Genomic DNA, 26,466 nt, shown 5'->3' with positions numbered 1-26,466 from the left:
AGGTAATTAGGGTTTAGGGGTATAGCTCAATTGGCAGAGCGTCGGTCTCCAAAACCGAAGGTTGTAGGTTCGATTCCTACTGCCCCTGCCACGATGTAGTGGTAACGCTAAGCCCGCCAGGAACTGGCGGGCTTAAGTGTCTTGTGCGGCGACATTGTTCGCAACAAATAAAGTGAGATATGGCCACATCGCAAGTAGAAACAGTCAGTGCGGGTGCTGACAAGGCCAAGCTGTTTGGCGCTTTGTTTTTGGTGATCGCTGCTGTGGCGGGGTTCTATTTTCTGGCACAGCAAGGCCCATTGGTTCAATGGGGTGTTCTCGTGGCAGGCTTGATTGCTGCTGCTGCGACTTTTTCTGTGTCTGAGCAGGGTAAGCAATTGCTTGCTTTCGGCAAAGATTCCTGGAAAGAAGTCAAAAAAGTAGTGTGGCCAACTCGCAAGGAAAGTTTGCAGATGACCGCCTACGTTTTTGCGTTTGTGGTGGTCATGGCATTGTTCCTGTGGCTGACAGATAAAACGCTTGAATGGGTTCTGTACGATCTCATTTTGGGCTGGAGAAGCTAATGACTGATGCAATCGAACCTGTGTCGGGTGAGGCTGGTGCGACTGCTCCCGTCAATCCGGATCTGCGTTGGTACATTGTCCATGCCTACTCGGGCATGGAGAAGGCTGTAGAGCGCAACATCACCGAGCGCATTCAGCGTGCCGGCATGCAGGATAAGTTTGGTCGTATCTTAGTCCCTACCGAAGAAGTGGTGGAGATGAAGAACGGTCAACGCAAAACAACCGAGCGGCGCTTGTTCCCTGGCTATGTCTTCGTAGAGATGGTCATGGAAGACGATACGTGGCACTTGGTGAAGCACACCAGCAAAGTGACCGGTTTCGTGGGTGGTGCAAAGAATCGTCCTGCTCCGATTTCTGAAGCTGAAGTTCAGAAAATTGTGAACCAAATGCAAGAGGGCTCCGATAAGCCTCGCCACAAGGTGGAGTTCATGGTGGGTGAGCTGGTGCGTGTCAAGGAAGGTCCGTTCACCGACTTCAACGGCAGTGTCGAAGAAGTGAACTACGAGAAGAATCGTCTGCGTGTGTCGGTGGCCATTTTTGGTCGTTCGACGCCCGTGGAGCTGGAGTTCTCTCAGGTTGAAAAAACCTGAGGTACGTTTGATGGCCCCGCGTATTGAAATATTGGGGCTTTAACCCCGGGGAGCCAAATGCATGTGCGTTTGGCGCTATCACCCGTAAGGAGCTAAAACATGGCGAAGAAAATCGTCGGCTTCATCAAGCTGCAAGTGCCAGCTGGTAAGGCCAACCCATCCCCTCCAATCGGTCCTGCGCTGGGTCAGCGTGGTCTGAACATCATGGAATTCTGCAAGGCATTCAATGCGCAGACCCAAGGTGTTGAGCCCGGTCTGCCTCTGCCTGTGGTGATCACAGCGTTTGCTGACAAGAGCTTCACTTTTGTCATCAAGACACCTCCTGCCACCGTGCTGATCAAGAAGGCCATCAAGCTGGACAAGGGTTCCTCGAACCCTCTGAAGGCCAAGGTCGGCAAGATCACCCGCGAACAGCTGGAAGAAATTGCCAAGACCAAGCTGAAGGACATGAACGCTGCTGACGTTGACGCCGCAGTGCGCACGCTGGCTGGTTCTGCCCGTTCGATGGGTGTGATCGTGGAGGGTTTGTAAAATGGCCAAGTTGACCAAGAAGCAAAAAGCCCTGCAGGGCAAGGTGGACTCCACCAAGCTGTACGCTTTTGCTGACGCCGTGGCGCTGGTGAAGGATGCTGCAACTGCCAAGTTCGACGAATCCATCGACGTGGCCGTTCAGTTGGGCGTGGATGCCAAGAAGTCGGACCAAGTGGTGCGTGGCGCTGTGGTGCTGCCTCACGGTACTGGTAAGACCACCCGCGTGGCCGTGTTTGCCCAAGGCGCCAAGGCTGAAGAAGCTAAGGCCGCTGGTGCGGACGTGGTCGGCATGGACGACTTGGCTGCGATGGTCAAGGCTGGTGACATGCCCTTTGACATCGTGATCGCTGCGCCCGATGCCATGCGTATCGTTGGTCAGCTGGGCCAGATCCTGGGTCCCCGTGGCCTGATGCCCAACCCCAAGGTGGGTACTGTGACTCCTGATGTTGCCACGGCCGTGAAGAACGCCAAGGCAGGTCAAGTGCAGTTCCGCGTGGACAAGGCCGGTATCATCCACTCGACCATTGGTCGTCGCTCGTTCGACAACGACAAGCTGCAAGGCAACCTGGCTGCTCTGATTGATGCGTTGAACAAGGCTAAGCCTGCTTCCAGCAAGGGTCTGTACCTGCGCAAGGTGGCGGTTTCCTCCACCATGGGTGTGGGTGTTCGCGTCGACACGCAATCCATCGCAGCTTAATTGCTAGAATATTCGGCTTGCTAGAAATAGCGAGCCGATGTGGTGGGCTACGCCGCTGTTTACAGCGGCGTAGGTCATCCAAGACCGCTGGTGTGGCTTGCCACTTAATACTTCCAGCGCAGATGGCGATCCCGCTGCAGATGGATGAATGTCCCTCTAACAGTTGGTCGCTGCAACAAGAGCGCGCATGCCGGGGCAACTGGGTATGCGCATTTGAAGGAGTAGACCTTGAGTCTGAATCGCAGTGAGAAAGAAGCGGTCATCAATGAAGTGACCAGCCTCGCCGCTAAAGCTCAAACGCTTGTGATCGCGGAATACCGTGGCATCACGGTCGCCGACATGACCAAACTGCGTTCCGATGCACGCAGCAAGGGTGTGAGCCTGAGCGTGTTGAAGAACACCCTGGCACGCCGTGCTGTGGCAGGTAGCGCGTTTGAAGTGGTGGCTGACCAGATGACTGGTCCCCTGATCTATGGCTTCTCTGAAGACGCAGTGGCTGCCGCCAAGGTGGTGGCCGACTTCGCGAAGACCAACGACAAGTTGGTGATTCGCGGTGGCGCGTTTTCGGGCAAGGCCCTGGACGTGAACGGCGTGAAGCAGCTGGCAAACATCCCCTCGAAGGAAGTTCTGCTGGCCCAAGTGTGTGGCTTGCTCATGTCGCCTATGTCGCGTACAGCCGTGGTGCTGGGCGCGCTGGCCGCAAAGAAGAGCGAAGGCGCAGAGCAACCTGCCGCCGAAGAAGCCGCTGCAGCTTAATTGCGGCAACAAACAACCAACAAATTGTTAGGAAATTAACATGGCATTCGATAAAGACGCATTCTTGACCGCCCTGGACAGCATGACTGTTCTGGAACTGAACGACCTGGTCAAGGCCATTGAAGAGAAGTTTGGCGTGAGCGCTGCCGCTATGGCCGCTCCTGCTGCTGCTGGCGCTGGCGCCGGTGCTGCCGCTGCTGAAGAAAAGACCGAGTTCAACGTGGTGCTGGCTGAAGCCGGTTCCAACAAGGTTGCCGTGATCAAGGCCGTGCGCGAAATCACCGGTCTGGGTCTGAAGGAAGCCAAGGACCTGGTGGACGGCGCTCCTAAGGTCGTGAAGGAAGCCGCTCCTAAGGCTGACGCTGAAGCTGCTGTGAAGAAGCTGACCGAAGCTGGTGCTAAGGCTGAACTGAAGTAATTCAGTCCATTCCTGGGGCTGGAGTGTCTGAAAAGGCACTCCAGCCTTTGGTGCTTGTGGATAAGGTATTTAAGAGCACACCAGAAAGCCTGTTGTTGACAGTTTTTCTAGTGTCTTCTGACAACCCGACAGCAGAAGATGCCTTGGTCCGGGCGATGTGCAATGCATCGCCGTCAGCCATGGTTGGTAGTGGCCAACCGCCAAGCCAGTGAAAGTGTGTGACTTTTTGCTGGACAGTGTCGTCGCAGACCCAGGACTCATGTCTTTGCCCGGAGATCTCATGGCCTATTCTTACACCGAACGCAAGCGAATTCGCAAGAGTTTCGGCAGCCGCGACAGCGTGCTCGAAGTGCCTTACCTGCTGCAGATGCAAAAAGATGCCTATACCGCATTCCTGCAAGCAGACGTAGCCCCCAAGAAACGTACGATGGAAGGCCTGCAAGCGGCCTTTGAATCGGCATTCCCCATCGTCTCCCACAACGGTTTTGTGGAGATGAAGTTTGTTGAATACAACCTGGCCAAGCCTGCGTTCGACGTGCGTGAGTGCCAGACCCGTGGTCTGACCTTCGCCTCGGCCGTGCGTGCCAAGGTGCAACTGATCATTTACGACCGCGAGTCCTCCACGGCCCAGTCCAAGGTGGTCAAGGAAGTGAAGGAGCAAGAGGTCTACATGGGTGAAGTGCCCCTGATGACCGACAAGGGCTCGTTCATCATCAACGGCACGGAACGCGTGATCGTGTCCCAGCTGCACCGCTCGCCTGGCGTGTTCTTCGAACACGACAAGGGCAAGACCCACAGCTCCGGCAAGCTGCTGTTCTCGGCGCGCATCATTCCTTACCGCGGCTCCTGGCTGGACTTCGAGTTCGACCCCAAGGACCTGCTGTACTTCCGCGTTGACCGTCGCCGCAAGATGCCTGTGTCGATCCTGCTGAAGGCCATCGGCATGAACCCCGAGCAGATCCTGGCGCACTTCTTCGTCAACGACAACTTCCGTCTGATGGACAGCGGCGCACAAATGGAATTTGTGGCCGACCGTCTGCGCGGCGAAGTGGCGCGTTTCGACATCACCGACAAGTCGGGCAAGGTCGTGGTCGCCAAGGACAAGCGCATCACCGCGCGCCACACCCGTGAACTGGAACAGTCCGGCACCAAGTACGTCAGCGTGCCCGAAGACTTCCTGATCGGCCGTGTGCTGGCCAAGAACATCATTGACCCTGACACCGGTGAAATCATCGCCAAGGCCAATGAAGAGCTGACCGAAGCGCTGCTGAAGAAGCTGCGCAGCGCCGGCATCCAGGACGTGCAGTGCATCTACACGAACGAACTGGACCAGGGCGCCTACATCTCGCAGACCCTGCGCACCGACGAAACCGTGGACGAGTTCGCCGCCCGCGTCGCCATCTACCGCATGATGCGTCCTGGCGAGCCTCCGACCGAGGACGCCGTGCAGGCCCTGTTCCACCGCCTGTTCTACAACGCTGACACCTACGACCTGTCGCGCGTGGGCCGCATGAAGTTCAACGCCCGCGTGGGCCGCGACGGTGCGACCGGCGCCATGGTGCTGTCCAACGAAGACATCCTGGCCGTGGTCAAGCTGCTGGTGGACCTGCGCAACGGCAAGGGCGAAGTCGACGACATCGACCACCTGGGCAACCGCCGCGTGCGTTGCGTCGGCGAACTGGCCGAAAACCAGTACCGCACCGGCCTGGCACGTATCGAAAAGGCTGTGAAGGAGCGTCTGGGTCAGGCCGAGCAAGAGCCGCTGATGCCCCACGACCTGATCAACTCCAAGCCCATCTCTGCGGCCCTGAAGGAGTTCTTCGGTGCCTCGCAGCTGTCGCAGTTCATGGACCAGACCAACCCCCTGGCCGAAATCACGCACAAGCGCCGTGTTTCCGCCCTGGGCCCAGGTGGTCTGACCCGCGAACGTGCCGGCTTCGAAGTGCGTGACGTGCACGTGACCCACTACGGTCGCGTCTGCCCGATCGAAACGCCTGAAGGTCCGAACATTGGTCTGATCAACTCCCTGGCCCTGTACGCCCGCCTGAACGAGTACGGTTTCATCGAAACCCCGTACCGCCGTGTGGTGGATGGCAAGGTGACGATGGAAATCGACTACCTGTCGGCCATCGAAGAAGGCAAGTACATCATCGCCCAGGCCAACGCCGAGCTGGACGCCGAAGGCCGTCTGGTGGGCGAGCTGGTGTCGGCGCGTGAAAAGGGTGAATCGACACTGCTGTCGCCCGAGCGCGTGCAGTACATGGACGTGTCGCCCGCACAGATCGTGTCGGTGGCCGCCTCGCTGATTCCGTTCCTGGAGCACGACGACGCGAACCGCGCGTTGATGGGTGCCAACATGTCGCGCCAGGCCGTGCCTGTGCTGCGCCCCGAAAAGCCCATGGTGGGTACCGGTATCGAGCGTGTGGCCGCGGTCGACTCTGGCACCGTGGTGACAGCCCGCCGTGGCGGCACCGTCGACTACGTGGATGCGACCCGCATCGTGATCCGTGTGAACGACGCGGAAGCCGTGGCCGGTGAAGTCGGTGTGGACATCTACAACCTGATCAAGTACCAGCGTTCCAACCAGAACACCAACATCCACCAGCGTCCCGTGGTCAAGCGCGGCGATGTGCTGGCCAAGGGTGACGTGATTGCCGACGGTGCATCGACTGACCTGGGCGAAATCGCCATTGGTCAGAACATGCTGATCGCCTTCATGCCCTGGAACGGCTACAACTTCGAAGACTCGATCCTGATCTCCGAACGCGTGGTGGCCGAAGACCGCTACACCTCGATCCACATCGAGGAATTGGTGGTGATGGCCCGTGACACCAAGCTGGGCGCCGAAGAAATCACGCGCGACATTCCGAACCTGTCGGAACAGCAACTGAACCGTCTGGACGAGTCCGGCATCATCTACGTCGGCGCCGAAGTGCAGCCCGGCGACACGCTGGTCGGCAAGGTCACGCCCAAGGGCGAAACCACGCTGACGCCCGAAGAGAAGCTGCTGCGCGCCATCTTCGGCGAGAAGGCGTCCGACGTGAAGGACACCTCGCTGCGTGTGGACCAGGGTTCGTCCGGTACCGTGATCGATGTGCAAGTGTTCACCCGCGAAGGCATCCAGCGCGACAAGCGCGCCCAGCAGATCATTGATGATGAGCTGAAGCGCTTCCGTCTGGACCTGAACGACCAGCTGCGCATTGTGGAAGCCGACGCGTTTGACCGTATCGAGAAGCTGCTGATCGGCCGCACCGCCAACGGTGGCCCCAACAAGCTGGCCAAGGGCGCCAAGCTGGACAAGGCCTACCTGGACAGTGTGGAGAAGTTCCACTGGTTCGATATCCGTCCTGCGGAAGACGAACTGGCCGCCCAGTTGGAGTCCATCAAGAACTCCCTGGAGCAGACCCGCCACGAGTTCGACCTGGCCTTCGAAGAGAAGCGCAAGAAGTTGACCCAGGGCGACGAGCTGCCCGCCGGCGTGCTGAAGATGGTCAAGGTCTACCTGGCCGTCAAGCGCCGCCTGCAGCCTGGTGACAAGATGGCCGGCCGCCACGGTAACAAGGGTGTGGTCTCCAAGATCGTTCCGGTCGAAGACATGCCTTACCTGGCCGACGGCACCACCGCGGACATCGTGCTGAACCCGCTGGGCGTCCCTTCGCGTATGAACATCGGTCAGGTGCTGGAAGTGCACTTGGGCTGGGCCGGCAAGGGCCTGGGCCAGCGCATTGGCGACATGCTGCGTGACGAGGCTGCTGTGGCCGAAGTGCGCGCCTTCCTGGAAGAGGTCTACAACTCGCGTGGCCGCAAGGAAGACCTGTCGCAGCTGAGCGATGCCGAAGTGCTGAACATGGCCGAAAACCTGAAGACCGGTGTGCCGTTCGCGACCCCCGTGTTCGACGGTGCTTCCGAGCAGGAAATCAAGGACATGCTGAAGCTGGCGTATCCGGACGATCTGAAGGCACGCAAGGGCCTGACTGAGACCCGTACCCAGGCCTACCTGTTCGATGGCCGCACCGGCGAGCAGTTCGAGCGTCCCACGACCATCGGCTACATGCACTACCTGAAGCTGCACCACTTGGTCGACGACAAGATGCACGCCCGCTCCACCGGTCCTTACTCGCTGGTGACGCAACAGCCTCTGGGCGGTAAGGCCCAGTTCGGTGGTCAGCGTTTCGGTGAAATGGAAGTGTGGGCGCTGGAAGCTTACGGCGCCGCCTACGTGCTGCAAGAAATGCTGACGGTGAAGTCCGACGACGTGGTGGGCCGTACCAAGGTGTACGAATCCATCGTGAAGGGCGAACATGCGATCGAAGCCGGTATGCCCGAATCGTTCAACGTGCTGGTCAAGGAAATTCGTTCCCTGGGCCTGGACATCGAACTCGAACGTACCTAAGGCCTTAAAGAAAGTGAGCGTCTAGCGCTTGTTGATCAAGAGTTTGCAAGGGTTTCGATATTGAAATCCTTGCACTCCAAGCGCTGGCAGCTATAAATTTTGTGAAAAGGGAAAGAGTTACATGAAATCGCTACTCGACCTGTTCAAGCAATTCACGCCGGATGAGCATTTCGATGCCATCAAGATCGGCATGGCTTCGCCCGAGAAAATTCGTTCCTGGTCTTTCGGTGAGGTGAAGAAGCCCGAGACCATCAACTACCGTACGTTCAAGCCCGAGCGCGACGGCCTGTTCTGCGCCAAGATTTTTGGTCCCATCAAGGACTACGAATGCCTGTGCGGCAAGTACAAGCGCCTCAAGCACCGCGGTGTGATCTGCGAAAAGTGCGGCGTGGAAGTCACCCAGACCAAGGTGCGTCGCGAACGCATGGGTCACATCGACCTGGCCGCGCCCTGCGCCCACATCTGGTTCCTGAAGTCGCTGCCTTCGCGTCTCGGCCTGGTGCTGGACATGACGCTGCGCGACATCGAGCGCGTGCTGTACTTTGAAGCCTATGTGGTGACCGACCCCGGCATGACCCCGCTGAAGAAGTTCAGCATCATGTCCGAGGACGACTACGACGCCAAGCAGCAAGAGTTCGGCTACGACGAATTCACGGCCAAGATGGGCGCCGAAGGTATCAAGGACCTGCTGGAATCCATCGACATCGACAGCGAGATCGAGCGCCTGCGTGGCGACCTGACCGGCTCCGAAGTCAAGGTCAAGAAGAACGCCAAGCGCCTGAAGCTGCTGGAAGCGTTCAAGAAGTCCGGCATCAAGCCCGAGTGGATGGTGCTGGAAGTGCTGCCCGTGCTGCCTCCGGACCTGCGTCCCCTGGTGCCCCTGGACGGCGGCCGCTTCGCGACCTCCGACCTGAACGACCTGTACCGCCGCGTCATCAATCGCAACTCGCGTCTGCGTCGCCTGCTGGAGCTGAAGGCCCCTGAAATCATCGCGCGCAACGAAAAGCGCATGCTGCAGGAAGCCGTGGACTCGCTGCTGGACAACGGCCGCCGTGGCAAGGCCATGACGGGCGCCAACAAGCGTGCCCTGAAGTCGCTGGCCGACATGATCAAGGGCAAGAGCGGTCGTTTCCGCCAGAACTTGCTGGGCAAGCGCGTGGACTACTCCGGTCGTTCCGTGATCACCGTGGGTCCTTACCTCAAGCTGCACCAGTGCGGTCTGCCCAAGCTGATGGCCCTGGAGCTGTTCAAGCCCTTCATCTTTGCCCAGCTGGAACAGCGCGGCATTGCGACCACCATCAAGGCGGCCAAGAAGGAAGTCGAATCCGGCACCCCCGTGGTCTGGGACATCCTGGAAGAGGTCATCAAGGAACACCCCGTGATGCTGAACCGTGCGCCTACGCTGCACCGTTTGGGCATCCAGGCGTTCGAGCCCATCCTGATCGAAGGCAAGGCCATTCAGCTGCACCCCCTCGTTTGCGCGGCCTTCAACGCCGACTTCGACGGTGACCAGATGGCTGTGCACGTGCCGCTGTCCGTGGAAGCGCAGATGGAAGCCCGCACGCTGATGCTGGCCTCCAACAACGTGCTGTTCCCCGCGTCGGGCGAACCCTCCATCGTGCCTTCGCAGGACGTGGTGCTGGGTCTGTACCATGCGACCCGCGACAAGATCAACGGCAAGGGCGAAGGCATGGTGTTCGTGGACACCAACGAAGTGCAACGTGCCCTGGACGCTGGTGAAGTCGAGCTGCACGCCAAGATCAGCGTGCGCCTGCCCGAGTGGACCAAGAACAAGGAAACCGGCGAGTTCGAAAAGAGCGTGAGCCTGGTGGAAACCACCGTGGGCCGTGCCCTGCTGTCCGAGATCCTGCCCAAGGGCCTGCCGTTCAGCCACATGAACAAGGCGCTGAAGAAGAAGGAGATCTCCAAGCTGATCAACTCTTCCTTCCGCAAGTGCGGTCTGAAGGCCACCGTGGTGTTCGCCGACAAGCTGCTGCAAAACGGCTTCCGCCTGTCGACGCACGCCGGCTTCTCGGTGTCCATCGACGACATGCTGGTGCCTCCGCAAAAGGCCGAGATCCTGGCCCGCGCCGAGTCCGAAGTGAAGGAAATCGAGCAGCAGTACGTGTCGGGTCTGGTGACCTCCGGTGAGCGCTACAACAAGGTGGTGGACATCTGGGGCAAGGCCGGTGACGACGTGTCCAAGGTGATGATGGACCAGCTCAAGGTCCAGAAGACCATCGACCGCCACGGCAACGAGGTGGACCAGGAGTCGTTCAACGCCATCTACATGATGGCCGACTCCGGCGCCCGGGGTTCTGCCGCCCAGATCCGTCAGCTGGCCGGTATGCGTGGCCTGATGGCCAAGCCCGATGGCTCGATCATCGAGACGCCTATTACTGCGAACTTCCGCGAAGGTCTGAACGTTCTGCAGTACTTCATCTCGACCCACGGTGCCCGTAAGGGTCTGGCCGACACGGCGTTGAAGACCGCGAACTCGGGTTACCTGACGCGTCGTCTGGTGGACGTCACGCAAGACCTGGTCGTGACCGAACAGGACTGCGGCACCTCCAACGGCTACCTGATGCGCGCCATCGTCGAAGGCGGTGAAGTGATCGAATCCCTGCGCGACCGCGTGCTGGGTCGCTCGACCGCCGAAGACGTGCTGCACCCCGAGAACCGTTCCGTGCTGCTGCCTGCCGGCACCCTGCTCAACGAAGATTTGATCGAAGAGCTGGAAGCCCAGGGCGTGGACGAGATCAAGGTGCGCACCGCACTGACCTGCGAAACCCGCTATGGCCTTTGCGCCACCTGCTACGGTCGTGACCTGGGTCGCGGTGGCATGGTGAACCTGGGCGAAGCCGTGGGTGTGATCGCTGCGCAGTCCATCGGTGAACCCGGTACCCAGCTGACCATGCGTACCTTCCACATCGGTGGTGCGGCTTCGCGTGCAGCCATTGCGTCCAGCGTGGAAGCCAAGTCCAACGGCACGATCGGCTTCAACGCCACGATGCGCTATGTGACCAACACCAAGGGTGAACTGGTGGTGATTTCCCGCTCCGGCGAAATCGTCATCAGCGACAATGGTCGCGAGCGTGAGCGTCACAAGGTGCCTTACGGCGCCATCCTGACGATCAAGGCCGACCAGGCCATCAAGGCTGGCACGATCCTGGCGAACTGGGACCCGCTGACCCGCCCCATCATTACCGAATACGCCGGCCAGGTGAAGTTCGAGAACGTGGAAGAAGGCCTGACCGTGGCCAAGCAGGTGGACGATGTGACCGGTCTGTCGACCCTGGTCGTGATCGACCCCAAGCGCCGCGGTTCTGCCAAGGTGGTGCGTCCCCAGGTCAAGCTGATCGACGCCAACAACCAGGAAGTCAAGATCCCCGGCACCGACCACTCGGTGACGATCGGCTTCCAGGTGGGCGCGCTGATCCAGGTGCGCGACGGCCAGGACGTGGGCCCCGGCGAAGTGCTGGCCCGTATCCCCGTCGAAGGTCAGAAGACCCGCGACATTACCGGTGGTCTGCCCCGTGTGGCCGAGCTGTTCGAAGCCCGTACGCCCAAGGACAAGGGCACGCTGGCCGAGATGACCGGTACCGTGTCCTTCGGTAAGGAAACCAAGGGCAAGGTCCGCCTGCAGATCACCGATCTGGAAGGCAAGGTCTGGGAAGAGCTGGTGCCCAAGGAGCGCAACATCCTGGTCCACGAAGGCCAGGTGGTGAACAAGGGTGAGCTGATCGTGGACGGCCCCGCCGACCCACAAGACATCCTGCGCCTGCTGGGTATCGAGGAACTGTCGCGCTACATCGTGGACGAAGTGCAGGACGTGTACCGTCTGCAGGGCGTGAAGATCAACGACAAGCACATCGAGGTGATCGTTCGCCAGATGCTGCGTCGCGTGGTGGTGGAGAACCCCGGCGAGTCCACTTACATCGCTGGCGAGCAGGTGGAGCGTTCCGAGATCCTCAACACCAACGAAGCGCTGCAGGCCCAAGGCAAGATCCCTGCCACGTACTCCAACGTGCTGCTGGGTATCACCAAGGCCTCGCTGTCGACCGACTCGTTCATCTCTGCGGCGTCCTTCCAGGAAACCACCCGCGTGCTGACCGAAGCGGCGATCATGGGCAAGCGCGACGAGCTGCGTGGCCTGAAGGAAAACGTGATCGTGGGTCGCCTGATCCCTGCCGGTACCGGCCTGGCCTACCACCAGGCACGCAAGGCCAAGGACGCCATGGACGACGCAGAGCGCCGCGCCATCGCCGAAGCCGAAGCGGCTGAAATGGCGGGTGATGTCGAGGCTTCGGCCGAAGACAGCGCTGCCTAAGCGACGCGTGGCCTGAGACCAGGCCCGTGCTCCACGCTCCCTACTTGCCTGCGGGTGGGTAGGGAGCGTTTTTATTGCTCCTCGCTACACTGCGCCTATGTGGATTTTGTCGCTGGAATGGCTGTCGCTGGCCATCACCGTGTTTTGGGTGGCGGGCGCTTGGAAGCGCCTGCAGCGCTTGCGCACCACCTGCAAGAGTGCCTTTGCGGCACTGGATGCACAGTTCGTGCTTGCCCTGGAATGGCTGCGCACCTGCGCGCGCGCCGAAGCGGGGGAGGGTGCCGAGGCCTCGGCCCAGCATGCCCGCCACGCCCTGCTGCCCAGTGCCGATTTGCTGGAGCTGGCCCTGCAGCAGGCGCGCCAGCACCCGTTGCGGCCCGAGGCGATTGCCGCGCTGGACAGCGCTTGGCAAAGCCTGCAGGTGGCCTGGCAGGCCTATGCGCAGCTGTGTCCTGAGCCCCAGGGCGGTGAGGGGGCCGAGGCGCCACCCGCTGCGCCGCAGGACTGGGGGCAGCTGATGGTGGTGCAGCGCCACTGCACGGCGCAGTTCAATGCGGCCGTGGAGGATTACAACCGTGCGATCGGGCAATTCCCGGCCTGGGTGCTGGCACGCATCCTGGGCATGAAGCCTGGCCGCAGCTTTCAACAAGACGCTGCGCTTTTGATGCGGCAGACGGCATGACGCGAAAAATTTTTCCAGACACGGCCCCGGCCGCACAGGCGGCGGCGCCCATCCCCTTGTGGCAGCAGCTGGCGCTGGTGGCCCAGGGCCTGCAGATGATCCTGTCCGGCCAGTCGGGCACCGCCGCGGTGGCGGCCGCCCCGGCCCGCTTGCGCCCCGGGGTGCAGGCCCTGCTGTTCCAGGTGCTGCGCCAGCTGGGACGGGCCCAGGCGCTGCGCAAGCAGTTGGCACCCAAGGCCCCACCGGCCAAGGTGGATGCCCTGCTGTGCACGGCCCTGGCCCTGGCCTGGGACACGGCACAGGCCCCGTACGAGCCCTTCACCCTGGTCAACCAGACGGTGGAGGCGGCCAAGCGCGGCAGCCTGCAGCGCCAGGCCGGCTTCCTGAATGCCTGCTTGCGCCGTTTCCTGCGCGAGCGCGATGCCCTGGTGGCCGCCACCGACGGCGACCCGGTGGCGCGCTGGAACCATCCGCAATGGTGGATCGATCGCTTGAAGGCCGATCACCCGCAGGACTGGCAGCGCATCCTGCAGGCCAACAATGCGCACGCGCCTATGAGCTTGCGGGTGAATCGGCAAAAAAGCAGTCCAGCCCAATACCAGCAAGCGCTGACAGCTATACATATCGATAGCCGTGTGTTCGGCGCCGATGGCGTGGAGCTGGCCCAGCCCCAGGCGGTACAGGCCCTGCCGGGGTTTGCCGAAGGGGTGGTGTCGGTGCAGGACGGCGCGGCGCAGCTGGCGGCCCCGCTGCTGCTGCAGGGCCTGGATCTGCACCAGCCCTTGCAGGTGCTGGACGCCTGCGCGGCCCCCGGCGGCAAGACCGTCCACCTGCTGGAGTTCGCCGGGGCGGCCTCGCCCCTGCAGGTGACGGCCCTGGAGGTGGATGCCGAGCGCAGTGCCCGCATCCACGACACCCTGCAACGCACCGGCCTGCAGGACCATGCCAAGGTGCTGGTGGCCGATGCGGGCCAGCCCGCGCAGTGGTGGCAGCAGGCCAACGGTGGCCAGTTGTTCGACGCCATCTTGCTGGATGCGCCATGCACCGCTTCCGGCATCGTGCGCCGCCACCCCGATGTGCGCTGGCTGCGTCGTGACAGCGATGTGGCGCAACTGGCAGCCATCCAGGCGCAGATCCTGGATGCGCTGTGGCCCCTGCTCCAAGCCGGCGGGCGCCTGCTGTACTGCACCTGTTCGGTCTTCAAGGCCGAGGGCGATGCGCAGATTCAAGCGTTTCTTGCGCGCAACAGCCAGGCGCAGTTATTGGCGTCTCCTGGGCATTTAATTCCGGGAATTCCGGCGCAGGCCGGTCAGCTCCCGGACAATGGCGCGGGTGACCACGACGGCTTCTTCTACGCCCTGCTGCAAAAACACGCCTGACGCCCTGCCTGCGCACGGGCAGCAGCGCCGTGCGTTGGCGCTGGCCGTGCTGGCCACCGGTGCGGGCATGGCCAGCGCATCTGCGGCCTGGGCGCAGTCGGGCGAGTCGGCCGCCAACGCCTCGGCGCCATCGGCCGTGCAGTTGCAGCGCGAAGGGGGCAGCCTGCTGCTGACGGCCAGCCTGCCCTGGTCGCTGCCCGAGCTGGTGCTGGATGCCTTGCTCAAAGGCATTCCCGTGCATTTCGTGGCCGAGGTGAACATGGTGCGCGAGCGCTGGTACTGGAGCGACCAGGAGCTGCTCAGCGCCCAGCGCTACATGCGCCTGAGCTACCAGCCCCTGACGCGGCGCTGGCGCCTGTACACCGGCAGCCAGCCGTTCGAAGGGCAGGGCTTTGGCGCAGCGCTGTCCAGTTCCTTCGAGGGCTTGCAGGAAGCCCTGCAGGCCATGCAGCGCATCGTGCGCTGGCACATCGGTCCGGCGGCCGAGCTGCCGAGCCAGGGCGAGGCCGTGCTGCAGCTGCGCTTCCGGATCGATATTTCGCAGTTTCCGCGCCCCCTGCAGATCGGGGCCTTGGGCCGTTCGGGCTGGAACCTGCTGGTCACGCACACCGAGCGCGTGGACCTGGGCGTTTTGCAATGAGGTCCTCCATGGACGCTTCCGTTTCCGCGAGCCGCAAATCCACCCGTTGGGCCCTGGGGGTGGCCGGTGCCGTGATGTGTGCCCTCGGCCTGATCCTGCTGTTCTTGCTGATGCAGGCGACCAACAACCGGGAGCTGTACGAGCGGCATTACGCCTGGTTGTTCGGGCTGAACGTGCTGGTGGCGGCGGCGCTGCTGGTGGTGCTGCTGTGGATGGGGGTGCGCCTGGCCGTGCGCTGGCGCCAGCGCAAGTTTGGCAGCCGCCTGTTGTTCAAGCTGGCCGCCATCTTTGCCCTGGTGGGCGTGGTGCCCGGCCTGCTGATCTATGTGGTGTCCTACCAGTTCGTGTCGCGCTCGATCGAGAGCTGGTTTGACGTCAAGGTGGAAGGGGCGCTGAGCGCCGGGGTGAACCTCGCCAGCGTGACGCTGGAGACGATCGCCAACGACATGGCCAACAACACCCGCTCAGCCAGCCAGCAACTGGCCCAGGTGCCGGATGCCGCAGCGGGCCTGGTGCTGGAGCGCATCCGCGAGCAGCTGGGTGCGACCGACGTCATCCTCTGGAACAGCGCGGGTGTGGCGGTGGCCAGCGCCGGGACCTCGCTGCTGGAGCTGGCGCCGGAGCGCCCCAGCGCGCAGCAGTTGCGCAGCCTGCGCGCAGGCCTGAAACCCATGGCCAGCATCGAAGGTCTGGACGAGGTGGCCGCCACCAAGGCGCGCGATAACGTGCAGGCGGTGTACGTCAAAACCCTGGCGCTGGTGACCAACCTGCGCTGGGAATTCCGTGGGGAACAACGCTTTCTGCAGGCCTCCATTCCTTTGCCCAGCGCGCTGGTGACCAATGCCCTGGCGGTACAGGACGCCAACCGCGAGTACCAGGAGCGCGCCCTGGCCCGGCAGGGGCTGCAGCGCATGTACATCGGCACGCTGACGCTGAGCCTGTTCCTGGCAGTGTTTGGCGCGGTGCTGCTGGCCGTGCTGCTGGGCAATCAGCTGGCGCGGCCGCTGCTGGTGCTGGCGCAGGGCGTGCGCGATGTGGCGCGTGGCGACCTGACGCCCAAGATGGCCCTGCAGACCCAGGACGAACTGGGCGGGCTGACGCGCTCCTTTGCCCTGATGACGCAGCAACTGCTGGATGCCCGCATGGCGGTCGACAAGAGCATGGGCGAGGTCAAGGCGGCGCGCACCAACCTGCAGACCATTCTGGACAACCTGACGTCCGGCGTGCTGGTGTTGGACGATGCGTGGCACGTGCTGTCCATCAACCCCAGCGCGACGCGCATCCTGCGCATGCCGATGGCGGTGTACATGGGGCGCCGGCTGGACGAAGTGCCCAGCCTGAAGGTGATGGCCGACATGGTGCGCGAGCAGTTTGCGCTGTTCCTGGGTGACCGGGGCGCTGATGCCGGGCGCGACCGCTGGCAGCAGGTGCTGGAGCTGCCGTTCCACCAGGACGCCGATCCGCAAGGTGGCGAGGTGCCGCACGACAAGACAACGCTGGTGGTGCGGGGCGCCGAATTGCCGCAGTCGCGCCGCCTGATCGTGTTTGACGATATTTCGGAAATCGTGTCGGCCCAGCGTTCCAAGGCCTGGGCCGAGGTGGCGCGTCGCGTGGCGCATGAAATCAAGAACCCACTCACGCCCATCCAGCTGTCGGCCGAGCGCCTGGCACTGAAACTCAACGACAAACTCGAACCGGCGGATCAGGCCCTGCTCAACCGCTCGGTGAAGACCATCGTTGACCAAGTGGGTGCCATGCTGCGGCTGGTCAACGAGTTTCGCGACTATGCTCGGCTGCCGGCGGCCGAGTTGCAACCCCTGGACCTGAACGCGCTGGTGCTGGAGCTGCTGCAGCTGTATGGCGAGGAGAATGCCGAGGTGTCGGTCCAGGCCAAGCTGGATCCACACTGTCCCTGGATTGCCGGGGACACACAGCAGTTGCGCCAAGTCATCCACAACCTGCTGCAAAACGCGCAAGATGCGACGCTGCAGCAGGCGCAGGCCCTGGGTGTGGCGCCCGTGCCCGTGGAAATTTCCACGCAATGGGTGGAAAGCAGCAAACGCGTGCGCCTGTCGATCTGCGACAGTGGCACAGGCTTTGCGCCCCACATCCTGCAGCGCGCCTTCGAACCCTATGTCACGACCAAGGTGCGGGGCACGGGACTGGGGCTGGCCGTGGTGAAGAAAATTGCTGACGAACACGGCGCACGGATTGATTTGACAAACCGTTTGGAGGGGGGCTTGGTGAAAGGCGCGCAAGTGTCGCTATCATTTGTCCCCATAAACACCGAGGCACCGTGAGAGGCGGTGAACCTGAAACCTGTAAGCACATAGCTTTTCGAACCCATGGCAAACATACTGGTGGTGGACGACGAACTGGGCATCAGAGATCTTCTGTCGGAGATCCTCAATGATGAAGGTCACAGTGTTGAGTTGGCGGCCAACGCCACACAGGCGCGTGCCGCCCGGAATGCAGGTGCCTTCGATCTGGTGCTGCTGGATATCTGGATGCCCGACACCGATGGCGTGTCCCTGCTCAAGGAGTGGGCCGCATCCGGGCAGTTGACCATGCCTGTGATCATGATGAGTGGCCACGCCACCATCGACACGGCCGTGGAGGCCACGCGCATCGGTGCGCTGTCGTTCCTGGAAAAACCCATCACCATGCAGAAGCTGCTCAAGGCGGTGGAGCAGGGCTTGGCAAAGAACGCCAGTGCACCCGCCGCCAAGCCCGCAGCGCCGGTGGCCGGTGGCGTGTTGGCAGGGGTGACCCCTGTGGCCGATGTGGGCGCTGGCGAGGCCATGGTGCGCCCCCACCTGGGCCTGCGCGCGGTGGATGCCATGCCCAGTGCCCACCAGGACTTCGACCTGGACCGTCCCTTGCGGGAAGCGCGCGATGGGTTTGAAAAAGCGTATTTCGAGTTCCACCTGGCGCGCGAGGGCGGCTCCATGACCCGCGTGGCAGAGAAGACCGGTTTGGAACGCACCCACCTGTACCGCAAGCTGCGCCAACTGGGCGTGGACCTGGGGCGCAGCCGCCGCGGATAAGTTTTTTCAAAAAAATCCGGTTTTTCATTTTGGGACCAAAAAGTTCGCATACAATCATGGCTTCGGCACAACGACAGACTGCTCTGAAGTTGTAAAGGCCCGGTAGCTCAGTTGGTAGAGCAGCGGATTGAAAATCCGCGTGTCGGCGGTTCGATCCCGTCCCAGGCCACCAAGACACTGTCCTCAGACGTCCACAGACGTCTAGGCAAAAACAAAAGCCCCAAGCAAATCAACAGCTTGGGGCTTTTTTGTCGTCCGTACTGTCCATAGTCGTCCGCCTCAAGCCAAGCACTTGTGGGGGCAACTTTGGGGGCAACTGCTAAATTAGGGGCAACAGATAGGAAAAGTTGCCCCCAATGCCTCTGACAGACACCGCAATTCGCAAGGCCATGCCTGGCCCAAAAGCCCGCAAACTTTCCGATGGCAAGGGCCTGTATCTGGAGCTGTCACCCGCTGGCGGGCGGTGGTGGCGGCTGAAGTACCGGATTGCTGGCGTTGAAAAGCGAATTTCGCTCGGTACCTATCCGGAAACCTCGCTAAAGGTGGCCCGGGAGAAAACAGAAGAGGCCCGTGCGCTGATTGCTCAGGGCGTAGACCCCAGCCATGCGCGCAAGACTGCCAAGCAAGAGGCAGAGCATCAGGAAGAGCAAGCACAGCGCGAAGCCCAGGGGCTACCTGCGCAGGGCAGTTTTGAATCTGTGGCGCTGGAATGGTTTGACACCCGCAAAGATGAGTGGGCACCAAGCTATGCGAACAAGATTCTTCGCCGCCTGGAGGCTGATGTATTCCCATGGCTGGGCAAACTGCCTGTGCAGCAAATTACACCCCCCATGGTGCTGGATGTGCTGCGGCGTGCTGAAAGCCGGGGGGTGATTGAGACCGCGCACCGTGTGTTGGAGACCTGTGGCCAGGTCTTCCGGTTTGTGGTGGCCACTGGGCGCATCGAGAGCAATCCAGCGCGTGACTTGAAGGACGCGCTGCGCAAACCCATGGTGCAGCACTTTGCAGCCATCACGGACCCCAAGCGCTTTGGCGAGCTGCTGCGCGCGATTGACAGCTATCGAGGGACGCCGGTGGTGTGCGCTGCACTGCGGTTGATGCCTCTGATGCTGCTACGCCCCGGAGAGCTGCGACAGGCACAGTGGGATGAGCTGGATTTACCAGCCGCCACATGGACGGTGCCCGCTGCCCGCATGAAGCGTGAAAAGGTGGGCAAGATTTACGGCAAGCCGCACATCGTGCCGTTGCCTGCCCAGGCCGTGGCCATCTTCAAGGAGTTGAAGCCTTTGACCGAGCACAGCCCGTATGTGTTTCGGGGGGAGCGTAGTGCGCAGCGGCCAATGAGCGATGCGGCCATCAACGCAGCGTTGCGCACGTTGGGTTTTGCTGCGGATGAGGTGACTGGCCACGGCTTCAGAGCTTCAGCCCGAACCATGATCGTGGAGCGCTTGGGGATTGCGGAAGCGGTGGTGGAAGCGCAGCTGGCGCACTCCGTGCGCGACAGCTTGGGCCGCGCATACAACCGTACCGAATTCATGGAAGAGCGCGTGCGGATGATGCAGCAGTGGGCCGACTATCTGGATGTTTTGCGAGGGGAACACGCCGCTTAGGCGAAGGTGGGGATATGCCGCCTTTGGCCTGCTTCGGACGGGTTTAGTACACTCTCAACACCATGTACAACTACAGCGGGACCGGCATCTACTCCATTCCTGAGGCATCGCGGCTGATCTGCGTGCCTGGCAAGGATATTCGTCGCTGGCTCTTGGGTTATCACTACCGCAAGACGCCTGGCGATGCCGCGTCGCGCGTAGATATGCCGCCTCTGTGGGAGCATGAATTGGCGCATGGTGGGTTTGATGAAGACGTGATTGGCTTCCGTGACTTGATTGAGCTGCGTTTTATCCGCGAATTCATCAAGCATGGCGTGTCTTTGAAGGTCATTCGCCACTGCTTGAGTACAGCAGCTGAGCTGTACGGAGTGACGCACCCTATGTCCTCGCCCAGGTTCAAAACTGATGGGCGCACGATTTATGGTGAGGCGCTGCATGAGGAGGCCCAAGAGAATTCGCTGGTTGATCTCAAGAGTCGCCAAGCCGTGTTCAAAGAAATCATCAAACCATCGCTTTACGACGGCATTGTTTACGATGCCCAAGAGCGGCAGGCCAGTCGCTGGTATCCCTTGGGGAGTAAAAAATCTCCTGTGGTGATTGATCCAGCGCGGCAGTTTGGCGCCCCCATCATTGAGGCAACAGGCACTCCCACGAAGGTTCTGTACCAGTCTTACCTGGCAGAAGGTGCTGACTCACCAGCGCTGGCTTTTACTGCCAGGCTTTACGATGCGCCGCGCAAGCACGTAGAGGCTGCAATCCGCTTTGAGGAAAGCCTCAAGCGGCCTGTCCATTGAACTTTCTGTTTGATAACAACATGCCGCCAGCATTGGCGGTTGCTGTTGCTGCGCTCACTGCACCACGATTCACGTCTGCTCAGGTTGGACAGGTTATTCATCTAACTAGAAAGTTCGCGGCCAATACGCCTGATCTGGAGTGGATGGAGGCGCTTGGTAGTGAACGCGGTACTCGCTGGGCCATCATTTCTAAAGACGGTTTCCGCAAGCAAAACGGGGCAGAGCGGGAGGTGCAGCGGCAGCATGGCCTGTCTGTATTCGTGCTTCAAAAATCTTGGTCCAGTCAGCCGTACTGGGCTATGTCAGCACAGTTGGTGCATTGGTGGCCACGCATCGTGGAGCAAGCCTTAGAGACTGAGCGCGTGGCCCTGGAAGTGCCTTGGGCCATTTCAGGCCGATTCAAACAAATCTGACCTCTCAGGCCCGCTGTATCACGGTGGGCTTTTTTTCGTCTGCGCTCCGTGGCTGCAGTTCGGGCGTGCCGTTGAATGCGCAAATGCCAGCGGTTTCTCAACTGGAGCATGTAGCTGTGATTGCTACATGCCAATCTGCTTTGTCCATGTGCGTCCACAGACGACCATGGAAACATGAACACCACAGCACAAAACTCCATGTCGTCGGCGGCCATGCCGCAGCCCCAAACCGTGTTTCCGGCAGAGCGTCTGCTGCGCATTCGTGATGTGTGCCACGTCACTGGACTGGCCCGCAGCACGGTCTACGCCAAGATCAATGAGGCCGGATTTCCCCAGCCTGTGCGCCTGCATGGCAAGTGCGTGGCCTGGAAGGCGTCCGAAGTGAGCGCATGGATTGCATCCTTGCCCCGTGTGAGCATGTAAGGGGGCATGGCTATGAAATTTCTGTGCCCCCACTGCCAAGCCAAAACCGTTATTCGCACCAGCGAAACCGTGAACCAGCTGCTGCGCAAATTGACGTTCCAGTGCCAAGACCCGGAATGTGGCCACACCTTCATGGCGTGGCTGGAGGCGTACTGCACCTTGTCACTTTCGGCCAAGCCTGACCCGATGGTCTACTTGCCCATGAGTGAAGCTGCGCGTCGGCAAGCGTTGGAGCATCCCACCTTGACCAGTGCCTGGCGCAAAGCCACGGTGGCATCACCAGATGCACTGCCAGCAGAGCCAGGACGGCCGACAGACCGCGTGCAAAAGAGGGCTCCGCAAGCACTGCCTGCGCCAGATGCCATCACCCAGGCGCTGTTTGCACAGTCACCAGAACAGGCTGTGCGGCCATGACATACGTCTTCACACTGCGCATGGTTCCGTGCTACATTGACCCCAAGCCGAGAGGCCCGGTGCGTAAGAACACCTTGTTAGTAGCGTTTGCGACCCCCCAACGACACGCGGGGTTTTGTCATGCCCAAATTCTGGCGGCAGGTGCATTTGTATGCATTTGCCCGATGGTTACGGGGCATGGTGGGGGCTATCCGTAAGGACGTCCGCACGGCTACTGACGTGTTCTTAACCACCATGCTCCACCCGCTGCGCGTAAGAACGCAAACGGTGGTTCCCTTGAATCCAGTAGGAACCAAGACCATGTCCGCCATCACTAAGCAGGCCAACTGCGCCGCTGCATCTTCGCCCACCACGGGCACCCTTGCCACCACCCAAATCAGCACTGTGCTGGCCGCCTTCAACGCGGCCAACATGGCCAGCAGCTACATCGAGCGCGGCAACTTCGCCGCCGCCCGTCGCAAGCTGGTGCTTGCCCTGGCATCCGTCAATCAACTGACGGAGGGCTAAACCATGACGACCCCACACAACACTGCCCACACGGCAGTGCAGGCCGCTGCATGCCCAACGCAGTCCCACCTGTCTTTGATTTGCCCATCAAACCTGACGTCCGGAGCACCTGAAATGCAAGCACCAGCAGCCATTGCCAACACTGAAAACAGCCGCGAGTTTTTGTTGGAGCTGGGCGACCAAGCGCATGAGCTGCACAGCAGCCACCAGGCCCTGTTTGCATTGGCGCAACTTGTGGAATGCGCAGGCAACAACAACGCAGTGGCCGCGCCGCACCTGGCTACGTTGATGCACATGGTGGGAGAGGTGATGGCCAGTCGCACAGCCCAGCTCAGTGCCTGCATTGCAGCGCAGCAGCAAGCGCTGTGCGCAAACGCTGCGAAAGGCGGTGCCGTATGAGCAGCCGCACTACCACCATGCATCCCTCTGTTGTGATGGCCACGGGTGTGCCTTGCCTGGATGTGGCCGGGTTGGCTGCTTTGCTGGGCTGTGCACGCCACCACGTAGTGCATCGGCTTGCCCCGCAGCCTGGCTTTCCGCGTCCTGTCATTCACATCAGCTGCACGGTGCGTTACTGGCGTTCCAGCGATGTGCTGCAGTGGCTGCACCGGCCAGGTGGACGGGCCATGAGCTTGGCAGACTTGGATGCCCCGCGACTGAACACGGCCGGGATTGCAGCCCTACTGGGCTGTACACGTCAGCATGCAGCCGACAACGTGACCAAGCGGGTGGACTTTCCGCCCCCCTGCATCAACGTCAGCAACCGCATGCGCAGTTGGCTGTACCGCGATGTGCTGGCGTGGCTGAACCCGCAGGGTGCTTTGGATGCCAGCCGTGATGAAGCCATAGGCCATGGCATTTTGGATGCCGATGGCCTGGCCCAATGGCTGGGATGCACGCGCAAGCATTTGTCCCAAAGCTTGCTCATGCGGCCGGACTTTCCGCCGCCGTTTTTGTATGCCAGCCGGCGCATGCGCTGGTGGCGTGCCAGCGACGTGCAGGCATGGTGCAAGGACAAGGGGATGGCCGCTGAGTTTGCGGCGCCCCTGGCCCGGTCGCACGTAGTGGAGGGGGTATGAGCATGCACGATCAAGCACAGCCACATACCGCCAGCCCACTGGCCAGCAGTGCCCCCCGCATGAGTACTGCCGACATTGCCGCGTTGCTGGGTTTAAGCCGTGAGCATGTGACGGACCGCATTACCAAGCGGCTGGATTTTCCGAAGCCATTTATCAACGTTTCGCGCCGCACGCGCTATTGGCGCACGGTGGATGTGATGGCCTGGTTGAGAAGGGGGGCGCAATGACCGACCTGTTGCACGAAATCGCCCAGCGCCTGCAGACGGACTACGACTTCAAGCCCACGCAAGACGGCAAGCATCTGCGCAAAGGCCGTTGCCCCAACTGCGGCAGCAAGAGCCTTTGGACGTTTGCCGCATCGCCTTGGGTGGTGCGCTGTGAGCGCTTGAACCATTGTGGCTACGAGGCCCACGCCAAGGACTTGTACAGCGACTTGTTTGAAAGCTGGAGCGACCGGGCACGCACCGCCGAAGAGCGCAAGCCCGAGGGCGAGCGCAACCCGCATGCGGCCGCAGATGCGTATCTGCAGCAGGCACGGGGCTTTGACCTGGCGCTGATCCGTGGCCTGTACACGCAAGAGCAATACTTTGACCAACGCGCCGACCGTGGCCGCGGTGCAGGGACTGCCACGGTACGGTTTTCCGTGGCTGAGACCTGGTGGGAACGGCTGATCGACCGGCCTGCACGCTTTGGCAAGAAGAAGGCCAATTTCAAGTACGGCGGCAGCTACGGCGGGCGCTGGTGGTGCATGCCAGGCTTGAGCTTTGCGGCCCCCAACCCCGCGCAGCCTGATGCGCCCCAGCCACCGGATGAACTGTGGCTGGTGGAGGGCATCTTTGATGCGATTGCACTGGCCCACCACGGCATTGCAGCGGTGGCGCTCATGAGCTGCAACAACTACCCGGCGCAGGCGCTGCAGGCCGTGCGGGCGCAGATTCAGCACGAGGGCCAGCAGGTCAAACCGCCGCGCCTGGTGTTTGCCCTGGACAGCGACAAGGCCGGGCGTGAATACACGCTGCGGCATGTGCGCAGGGCCCAAGCCGATGGCTGGCAATGCACGGCCGCGCAGATTCCGCAGCCCAGGCATGGCAGCAAACTGGACTGGAACGACCTGCATTTGCGTGACCGGCTGGGTGACAAGAATCTGCAGGAGTACCGGCACCAAGGTGCCTTGCTGGTGGCCGAAACGGCCATGGACAAAGCACTGCTGATCTACCACCACACTGGGCGCACCGAGTTCGATTTGGACCATGGCCACCGGCTGTACTGGTTCAAGCTGGACCTGGCGGCGTACAGCAAGGCCAAGGACGATCTGGAGAAAGGCCAGGAGCAAGGAGACCCGCACCTGTCAGAGCGCGCACTGCGCGATAAGGCGATCGAGCAATCGGCAGTGCTGCAGCCTATTGCCAACTGCCTGCCCCGGGCGCTGTACTACCAGCGCAACGAGGTCACGCAGGAGGCTTGGTACTACTTCAGCATCACCTTGCCGCACGAAAACAACCCCATCAAAGGCACGTTCACAGCGGGCCATCTGACGTCTGCCAGCGAGTTCAAAAAGCAATTGCTGCATCTGGCGCCAGGGGCCATTTACAGCGGCTCCAGTGCCCAGTTGGAGCGCATGATGCTGCGCCAGTTGGACAACATCAAGGTGGTGCAGACGGTGGACTTTGTGGGCTACAGCGCCCAGCACAAAACCTATCTTCTGGGTGACTATGCAGTGCACGATGGTCAGGTGCTGCAGGCCAACGAAGAGGACTATTTCGAGGTCGGCAAACTCAGCATCAAGAGCCTGCAGCGCTCCATCGTGCTGCAGGTCAACCAAGATGCCGAAGCGCAGGACAAAAGCTGGCCACAGCACCTGTGGGCAGCGTTTGGTGCACCCGGTTATGTGGCCCTGGCCTACTGGTTTGCCAGCCTGTTTGCAGAGCAGATTCGGGCCGAGCAAATGTCCTTTCCGTTCCTGGAAATCGTGGGTGAGCCAGGCAGCGGCAAGACCACGCTGATTCAGTTTTTGTGGAAGCTGTTTGGGCGTGACTACGAAGGGTTTGACCCCAGCAAATCGACGGCTGCCGGCCGCATGCGGACCTTCACACAGGTCAGCAATCTGCCCATCGTGCTGATCGAAAGCGACCGCGAGACCAAGACTGGCAACAGCGCCCATGTGCGCAGCTTTGACTGGGACGAACTCAAGGACGCTTACAACGGCCGCAGTGTGCGCACCACCGGCGTGCGCACGGGGGGCAATGAGACCTATGAGCCACCGTTTCGGGCCAGCATCGTCATCAGCCAGAACAACCAGGTGCAGGCCAGCCAGGCCATCATGGAGCGCATCTGCCACATGACCTTCACCACGCATGGCCACACGCCGGAAAGCTTCGCCAGTGCCAAAAAATTGGAGACCTATGAGATGGAGCAGCTCAGCGGCTTCTTGTTGGCCTGCCTGCGCTTGGAGGTCGAGGTGCTGGCCACCTTCAAGGCCGAGACCGACCAGGCTACGGCCTGGCTGCTGGAGCAAGACGGCATCCACAAGCCGCGCATTGCCAAGAACCATGCGCAGCTGCTGGTGGCCGTCATGGCCATGAGCCGCTTGATGCGCATGAGCGATGCACAATTTGCGGCCGTGCGGGCGCAGATCGTGGCCATGGCCCAGGAGCGCCAGCGGGCCATCAGCGCGGACCATCCTTTGGTGCAGGAGTTCTGGGAGGCGTTCGACTACCTGGACAGCATTCCCAAGCCCACCGCTCACGGGCCTATCAACGCACCACGGCTGAACCACAGCCGCGACCACGGCTTGATTGCGGTGAACCTAAACGAGTTTGTGGAGATGGCCAGCGAGCGCCGCCAGCAGGTGCCACCCCTGGCCGAGCTGAAGAAGGTGCTGCGCACCAGCAAGACGCGCCGCTTTGTGGATGCCGCCCGGGTGGTCAAAAGCGCCATCAAGACCAGCAGTGCCAGCGATGACGCGGGCAAGTCGGTGCGCTGCTGGGTGTTTGAGGTGGGAGGCTGAAACCACGCTCCGCAGACGCTGTGGTGGTGCCCTGGCCAGCACCGTGGCATCAGCCCAAGCAGCCCCGGAAACGGGGCTTTTTGCTGCCCCCATGGTTTGGCCCAGCAGCATGGCCACATCCCCCTGAAAACCCGCAAACTGGGTGATTTCAGGCCCCAAAACCGACTTTTTCAAAATGCCGGGGTGGGGTCGG

Annotated in this window: 23 protein-coding genes and 2 tRNA genes; all 25 read left to right on the top strand. The window is 61.4% G+C overall.

Annotated features, from left to right (window positions below; genetic code table 11):
• Positions 1-15: 15 nt before the first annotated feature.
• The 25 genes from CA2_RS05995 to CA2_RS05890 all read left to right on the top strand — a co-directional run bounded on the left by CA2_RS05995 (position 16) and on the right by CA2_RS05890 (position 26,273).
• A tRNA-Trp gene (locus tag CA2_RS05995) sits at positions 16-91 on the top strand.
• A gap of 88 nt (positions 92-179) precedes the next feature.
• Complete coding sequence (gene secE, locus CA2_RS05990) at positions 180-563, top strand: preprotein translocase subunit SecE (protein WP_042413804.1); 384 nt, start codon at positions 180-182, stop codon at positions 561-563.
• Positions 563-1,153: a transcription termination/antitermination protein NusG gene (gene nusG / locus CA2_RS05985; protein WP_042413802.1), complete on the top strand. Its 591-nt coding sequence runs from the start codon at positions 563-565 to the stop codon at positions 1,151-1,153. Before secE ends, nusG begins: the two co-directional genes overlap by 1 nt.
• 99 nt (positions 1,154-1,252) lie before the next feature.
• Complete coding sequence (rplK, locus tag CA2_RS05980; RefSeq protein WP_042413800.1) at positions 1,253-1,684, top strand: 50S ribosomal protein L11; 432 nt, start codon at positions 1,253-1,255, stop codon at positions 1,682-1,684.
• A 1-nt stretch (position 1,685) separates the two neighbouring features.
• On the top strand, positions 1,686-2,381 hold the full coding sequence (gene rplA, locus CA2_RS05975) for a 50S ribosomal protein L1 (RefSeq protein ID WP_042413797.1): 696 nt from the start codon (positions 1,686-1,688) through the stop codon (positions 2,379-2,381).
• Positions 2,382-2,609: 228 nt separating this feature from the next.
• Positions 2,610-3,137, top strand: a complete 528-nt coding sequence (gene rplJ, locus CA2_RS05970; RefSeq protein ID WP_042413794.1) for a 50S ribosomal protein L10 — start codon at positions 2,610-2,612, stop codon at positions 3,135-3,137.
• A gap of 40 nt (positions 3,138-3,177) precedes the next feature.
• Positions 3,178-3,555 carry a 50S ribosomal protein L7/L12 gene (gene rplL, locus CA2_RS05965; protein ID WP_042413790.1) on the top strand — a complete coding sequence of 126 codons (378 nt, stop codon included), beginning with the start codon at positions 3,178-3,180 and terminating at the stop codon, positions 3,553-3,555.
• 280 nt (positions 3,556-3,835) lie between these two features.
• The gene (gene rpoB, locus CA2_RS05960; protein WP_042413788.1) at positions 3,836-7,948 is read left to right on the top strand and encodes a DNA-directed RNA polymerase subunit beta; all 4,113 of its coding nucleotides are present in this window, start codon (positions 3,836-3,838) and stop codon (positions 7,946-7,948) included.
• Between the two features lie 121 nt (positions 7,949-8,069).
• On the top strand, positions 8,070-12,278 hold the full coding sequence (gene rpoC, locus CA2_RS05955; RefSeq protein ID WP_042413785.1) for a DNA-directed RNA polymerase subunit beta': 4,209 nt from the start codon (positions 8,070-8,072) through the stop codon (positions 12,276-12,278).
• Between the two features lie 97 nt (positions 12,279-12,375).
• Positions 12,376-12,960, top strand: a complete 585-nt coding sequence (locus CA2_RS05950; RefSeq protein WP_042413782.1) for a hypothetical protein — start codon at positions 12,376-12,378, stop codon at positions 12,958-12,960.
• A complete protein-coding gene (rsmB, locus tag CA2_RS05945; RefSeq protein WP_042413779.1) occupies positions 12,957-14,339 on the top strand; it encodes a 16S rRNA (cytosine(967)-C(5))-methyltransferase RsmB in 1,383 nt (460 codons plus the stop codon). Before CA2_RS05950 ends, rsmB begins: the two co-directional genes overlap by 4 nt.
• Positions 14,293-14,979 (top strand): DUF4390 domain-containing protein, encoded by a 687-nt coding sequence (locus tag CA2_RS05940; RefSeq protein WP_245620894.1) that lies wholly within the window; start codon positions 14,293-14,295, stop codon positions 14,977-14,979. Before rsmB ends, CA2_RS05940 begins: the two co-directional genes overlap by 47 nt.
• An 8-nt stretch (positions 14,980-14,987) precedes the next feature.
• Positions 14,988-17,279, top strand: coding sequence for a sensor histidine kinase (locus CA2_RS05935; RefSeq protein ID WP_245620893.1), 2,292 nt, complete (start codon positions 14,988-14,990; stop codon positions 17,277-17,279).
• A gap of 45 nt (positions 17,280-17,324) precedes the next feature.
• Positions 17,325-18,026 carry a response regulator gene (locus tag CA2_RS05930; RefSeq protein ID WP_042413773.1) on the top strand — a complete coding sequence of 234 codons (702 nt, stop codon included), beginning with the start codon at positions 17,325-17,327 and terminating at the stop codon, positions 18,024-18,026.
• A 96-nt stretch (positions 18,027-18,122) separates the two neighbouring features.
• Positions 18,123-18,198, top strand: a tRNA-Phe gene (locus tag CA2_RS05925).
• 184 nt (positions 18,199-18,382) lie between these two features.
• Entirely contained in the window at positions 18,383-19,636 is a 1,254-nt protein-coding gene (locus tag CA2_RS05920) for a tyrosine-type recombinase/integrase (protein WP_042413770.1), read from the top strand.
• A gap of 62 nt (positions 19,637-19,698) precedes the next feature.
• On the top strand, positions 19,699-20,430 hold the full coding sequence (locus CA2_RS05915) for a hypothetical protein (protein WP_042413767.1): 732 nt from the start codon (positions 19,699-19,701) through the stop codon (positions 20,428-20,430).
• Positions 20,427-20,843: a PIN-like domain-containing protein gene (locus tag CA2_RS17930; RefSeq protein ID WP_156105969.1), complete on the top strand. Its 417-nt coding sequence runs from the start codon at positions 20,427-20,429 to the stop codon at positions 20,841-20,843. Before CA2_RS05915 ends, CA2_RS17930 begins: the two co-directional genes overlap by 4 nt.
• A 174-nt stretch (positions 20,844-21,017) precedes the next feature.
• Positions 21,018-21,266: a helix-turn-helix transcriptional regulator gene (locus CA2_RS05910; protein ID WP_042413763.1), complete on the top strand. Its 249-nt coding sequence runs from the start codon at positions 21,018-21,020 to the stop codon at positions 21,264-21,266.
• A 12-nt stretch (positions 21,267-21,278) separates the two neighbouring features.
• Positions 21,279-21,680, top strand: a complete 402-nt coding sequence (locus CA2_RS17500; protein WP_081888889.1) for an Ogr/Delta-like zinc finger protein — start codon at positions 21,279-21,281, stop codon at positions 21,678-21,680.
• 300 nt (positions 21,681-21,980) lie between these two features.
• Positions 21,981-22,187, top strand: coding sequence for a hypothetical protein (locus CA2_RS05905; RefSeq protein ID WP_042413759.1), 207 nt, complete (start codon positions 21,981-21,983; stop codon positions 22,185-22,187).
• A gap of 3 nt (positions 22,188-22,190) precedes the next feature.
• Positions 22,191-22,586: a hypothetical protein gene (locus CA2_RS05900; RefSeq protein WP_156105968.1), complete on the top strand. Its 396-nt coding sequence runs from the start codon at positions 22,191-22,193 to the stop codon at positions 22,584-22,586.
• 227 nt (positions 22,587-22,813) lie between these two features.
• The gene (locus tag CA2_RS18495; protein ID WP_239223392.1) at positions 22,814-23,266 is read left to right on the top strand and encodes a helix-turn-helix transcriptional regulator; all 453 of its coding nucleotides are present in this window, start codon (positions 22,814-22,816) and stop codon (positions 23,264-23,266) included.
• 59 nt (positions 23,267-23,325) lie between these two features.
• Positions 23,326-23,493: a helix-turn-helix transcriptional regulator gene (locus CA2_RS17490; protein WP_174435601.1), complete on the top strand. Its 168-nt coding sequence runs from the start codon at positions 23,326-23,328 to the stop codon at positions 23,491-23,493.
• Positions 23,490-26,273, top strand: a complete 2,784-nt coding sequence (locus CA2_RS05890; RefSeq protein ID WP_042413750.1) for a toprim domain-containing protein — start codon at positions 23,490-23,492, stop codon at positions 26,271-26,273. Before CA2_RS17490 ends, CA2_RS05890 begins: the two co-directional genes overlap by 4 nt.
• The last annotated feature ends 193 nt before the right edge of the window (positions 26,274-26,466 follow it).

Origin of the sequence: Comamonas aquatica NBRC 14918 (genome assembly GCF_000739875.1) — a bacterium.
Taxonomy (GTDB): Bacteria; Pseudomonadota; Gammaproteobacteria; order Burkholderiales; family Burkholderiaceae_C; genus Comamonas; species Comamonas aquatica.
The sequence above is the reverse complement of the archived record's forward strand: the minus strand, read 5'-3'. Positions and strand labels throughout refer to the sequence as shown.

Coding starts and splice junctions, on each gene's coding strand:
- secE (WP_042413804.1), top strand. CDS start 180: ATGGCCACATCGCAAGTAGAAACAGTCAGTGCGGGTGCTGACAAGGCC.
- nusG (WP_042413802.1), top strand. CDS start 563: ATGACTGATGCAATCGAACCTGTGTCGGGTGAGGCTGGTGCGACTGCT.
- rplK (WP_042413800.1), top strand. CDS start 1,253: ATGGCGAAGAAAATCGTCGGCTTCATCAAGCTGCAAGTGCCAGCTGGT.
- rplA (WP_042413797.1), top strand. CDS start 1,686: ATGGCCAAGTTGACCAAGAAGCAAAAAGCCCTGCAGGGCAAGGTGGAC.
- rplL (WP_042413790.1), top strand. CDS start 3,178: ATGGCATTCGATAAAGACGCATTCTTGACCGCCCTGGACAGCATGACT.
- rpoB (WP_042413788.1), top strand. CDS start 3,836: ATGGCCTATTCTTACACCGAACGCAAGCGAATTCGCAAGAGTTTCGGC.
- rpoC (WP_042413785.1), top strand. CDS start 8,070: ATGAAATCGCTACTCGACCTGTTCAAGCAATTCACGCCGGATGAGCAT.
- CA2_RS05950 (WP_042413782.1), top strand. CDS start 12,376: ATGTGGATTTTGTCGCTGGAATGGCTGTCGCTGGCCATCACCGTGTTT.
- rsmB (WP_042413779.1), top strand. CDS start 12,957: ATGACGCGAAAAATTTTTCCAGACACGGCCCCGGCCGCACAGGCGGCG.
- CA2_RS05935 (WP_245620893.1), top strand. CDS start 14,988: ATGGACGCTTCCGTTTCCGCGAGCCGCAAATCCACCCGTTGGGCCCTG.
- CA2_RS05930 (WP_042413773.1), top strand. CDS start 17,325: ATGGCAAACATACTGGTGGTGGACGACGAACTGGGCATCAGAGATCTT.
- CA2_RS05920 (WP_042413770.1), top strand. CDS start 18,383: ATGCCTCTGACAGACACCGCAATTCGCAAGGCCATGCCTGGCCCAAAA.
- CA2_RS05915 (WP_042413767.1), top strand. CDS start 19,699: ATGTACAACTACAGCGGGACCGGCATCTACTCCATTCCTGAGGCATCG.
- CA2_RS05910 (WP_042413763.1), top strand. CDS start 21,018: ATGAACACCACAGCACAAAACTCCATGTCGTCGGCGGCCATGCCGCAG.
- CA2_RS17500 (WP_081888889.1), top strand. CDS start 21,279: ATGAAATTTCTGTGCCCCCACTGCCAAGCCAAAACCGTTATTCGCACC.
- CA2_RS05905 (WP_042413759.1), top strand. CDS start 21,981: ATGTCCGCCATCACTAAGCAGGCCAACTGCGCCGCTGCATCTTCGCCC.
- CA2_RS05900 (WP_156105968.1), top strand. CDS start 22,191: ATGACGACCCCACACAACACTGCCCACACGGCAGTGCAGGCCGCTGCA.
- CA2_RS18495 (WP_239223392.1), top strand. CDS start 22,814: ATGAGCTTGGCAGACTTGGATGCCCCGCGACTGAACACGGCCGGGATT.
- CA2_RS17490 (WP_174435601.1), top strand. CDS start 23,326: ATGAGTACTGCCGACATTGCCGCGTTGCTGGGTTTAAGCCGTGAGCAT.
- CA2_RS05890 (WP_042413750.1), top strand. CDS start 23,490: ATGACCGACCTGTTGCACGAAATCGCCCAGCGCCTGCAGACGGACTAC.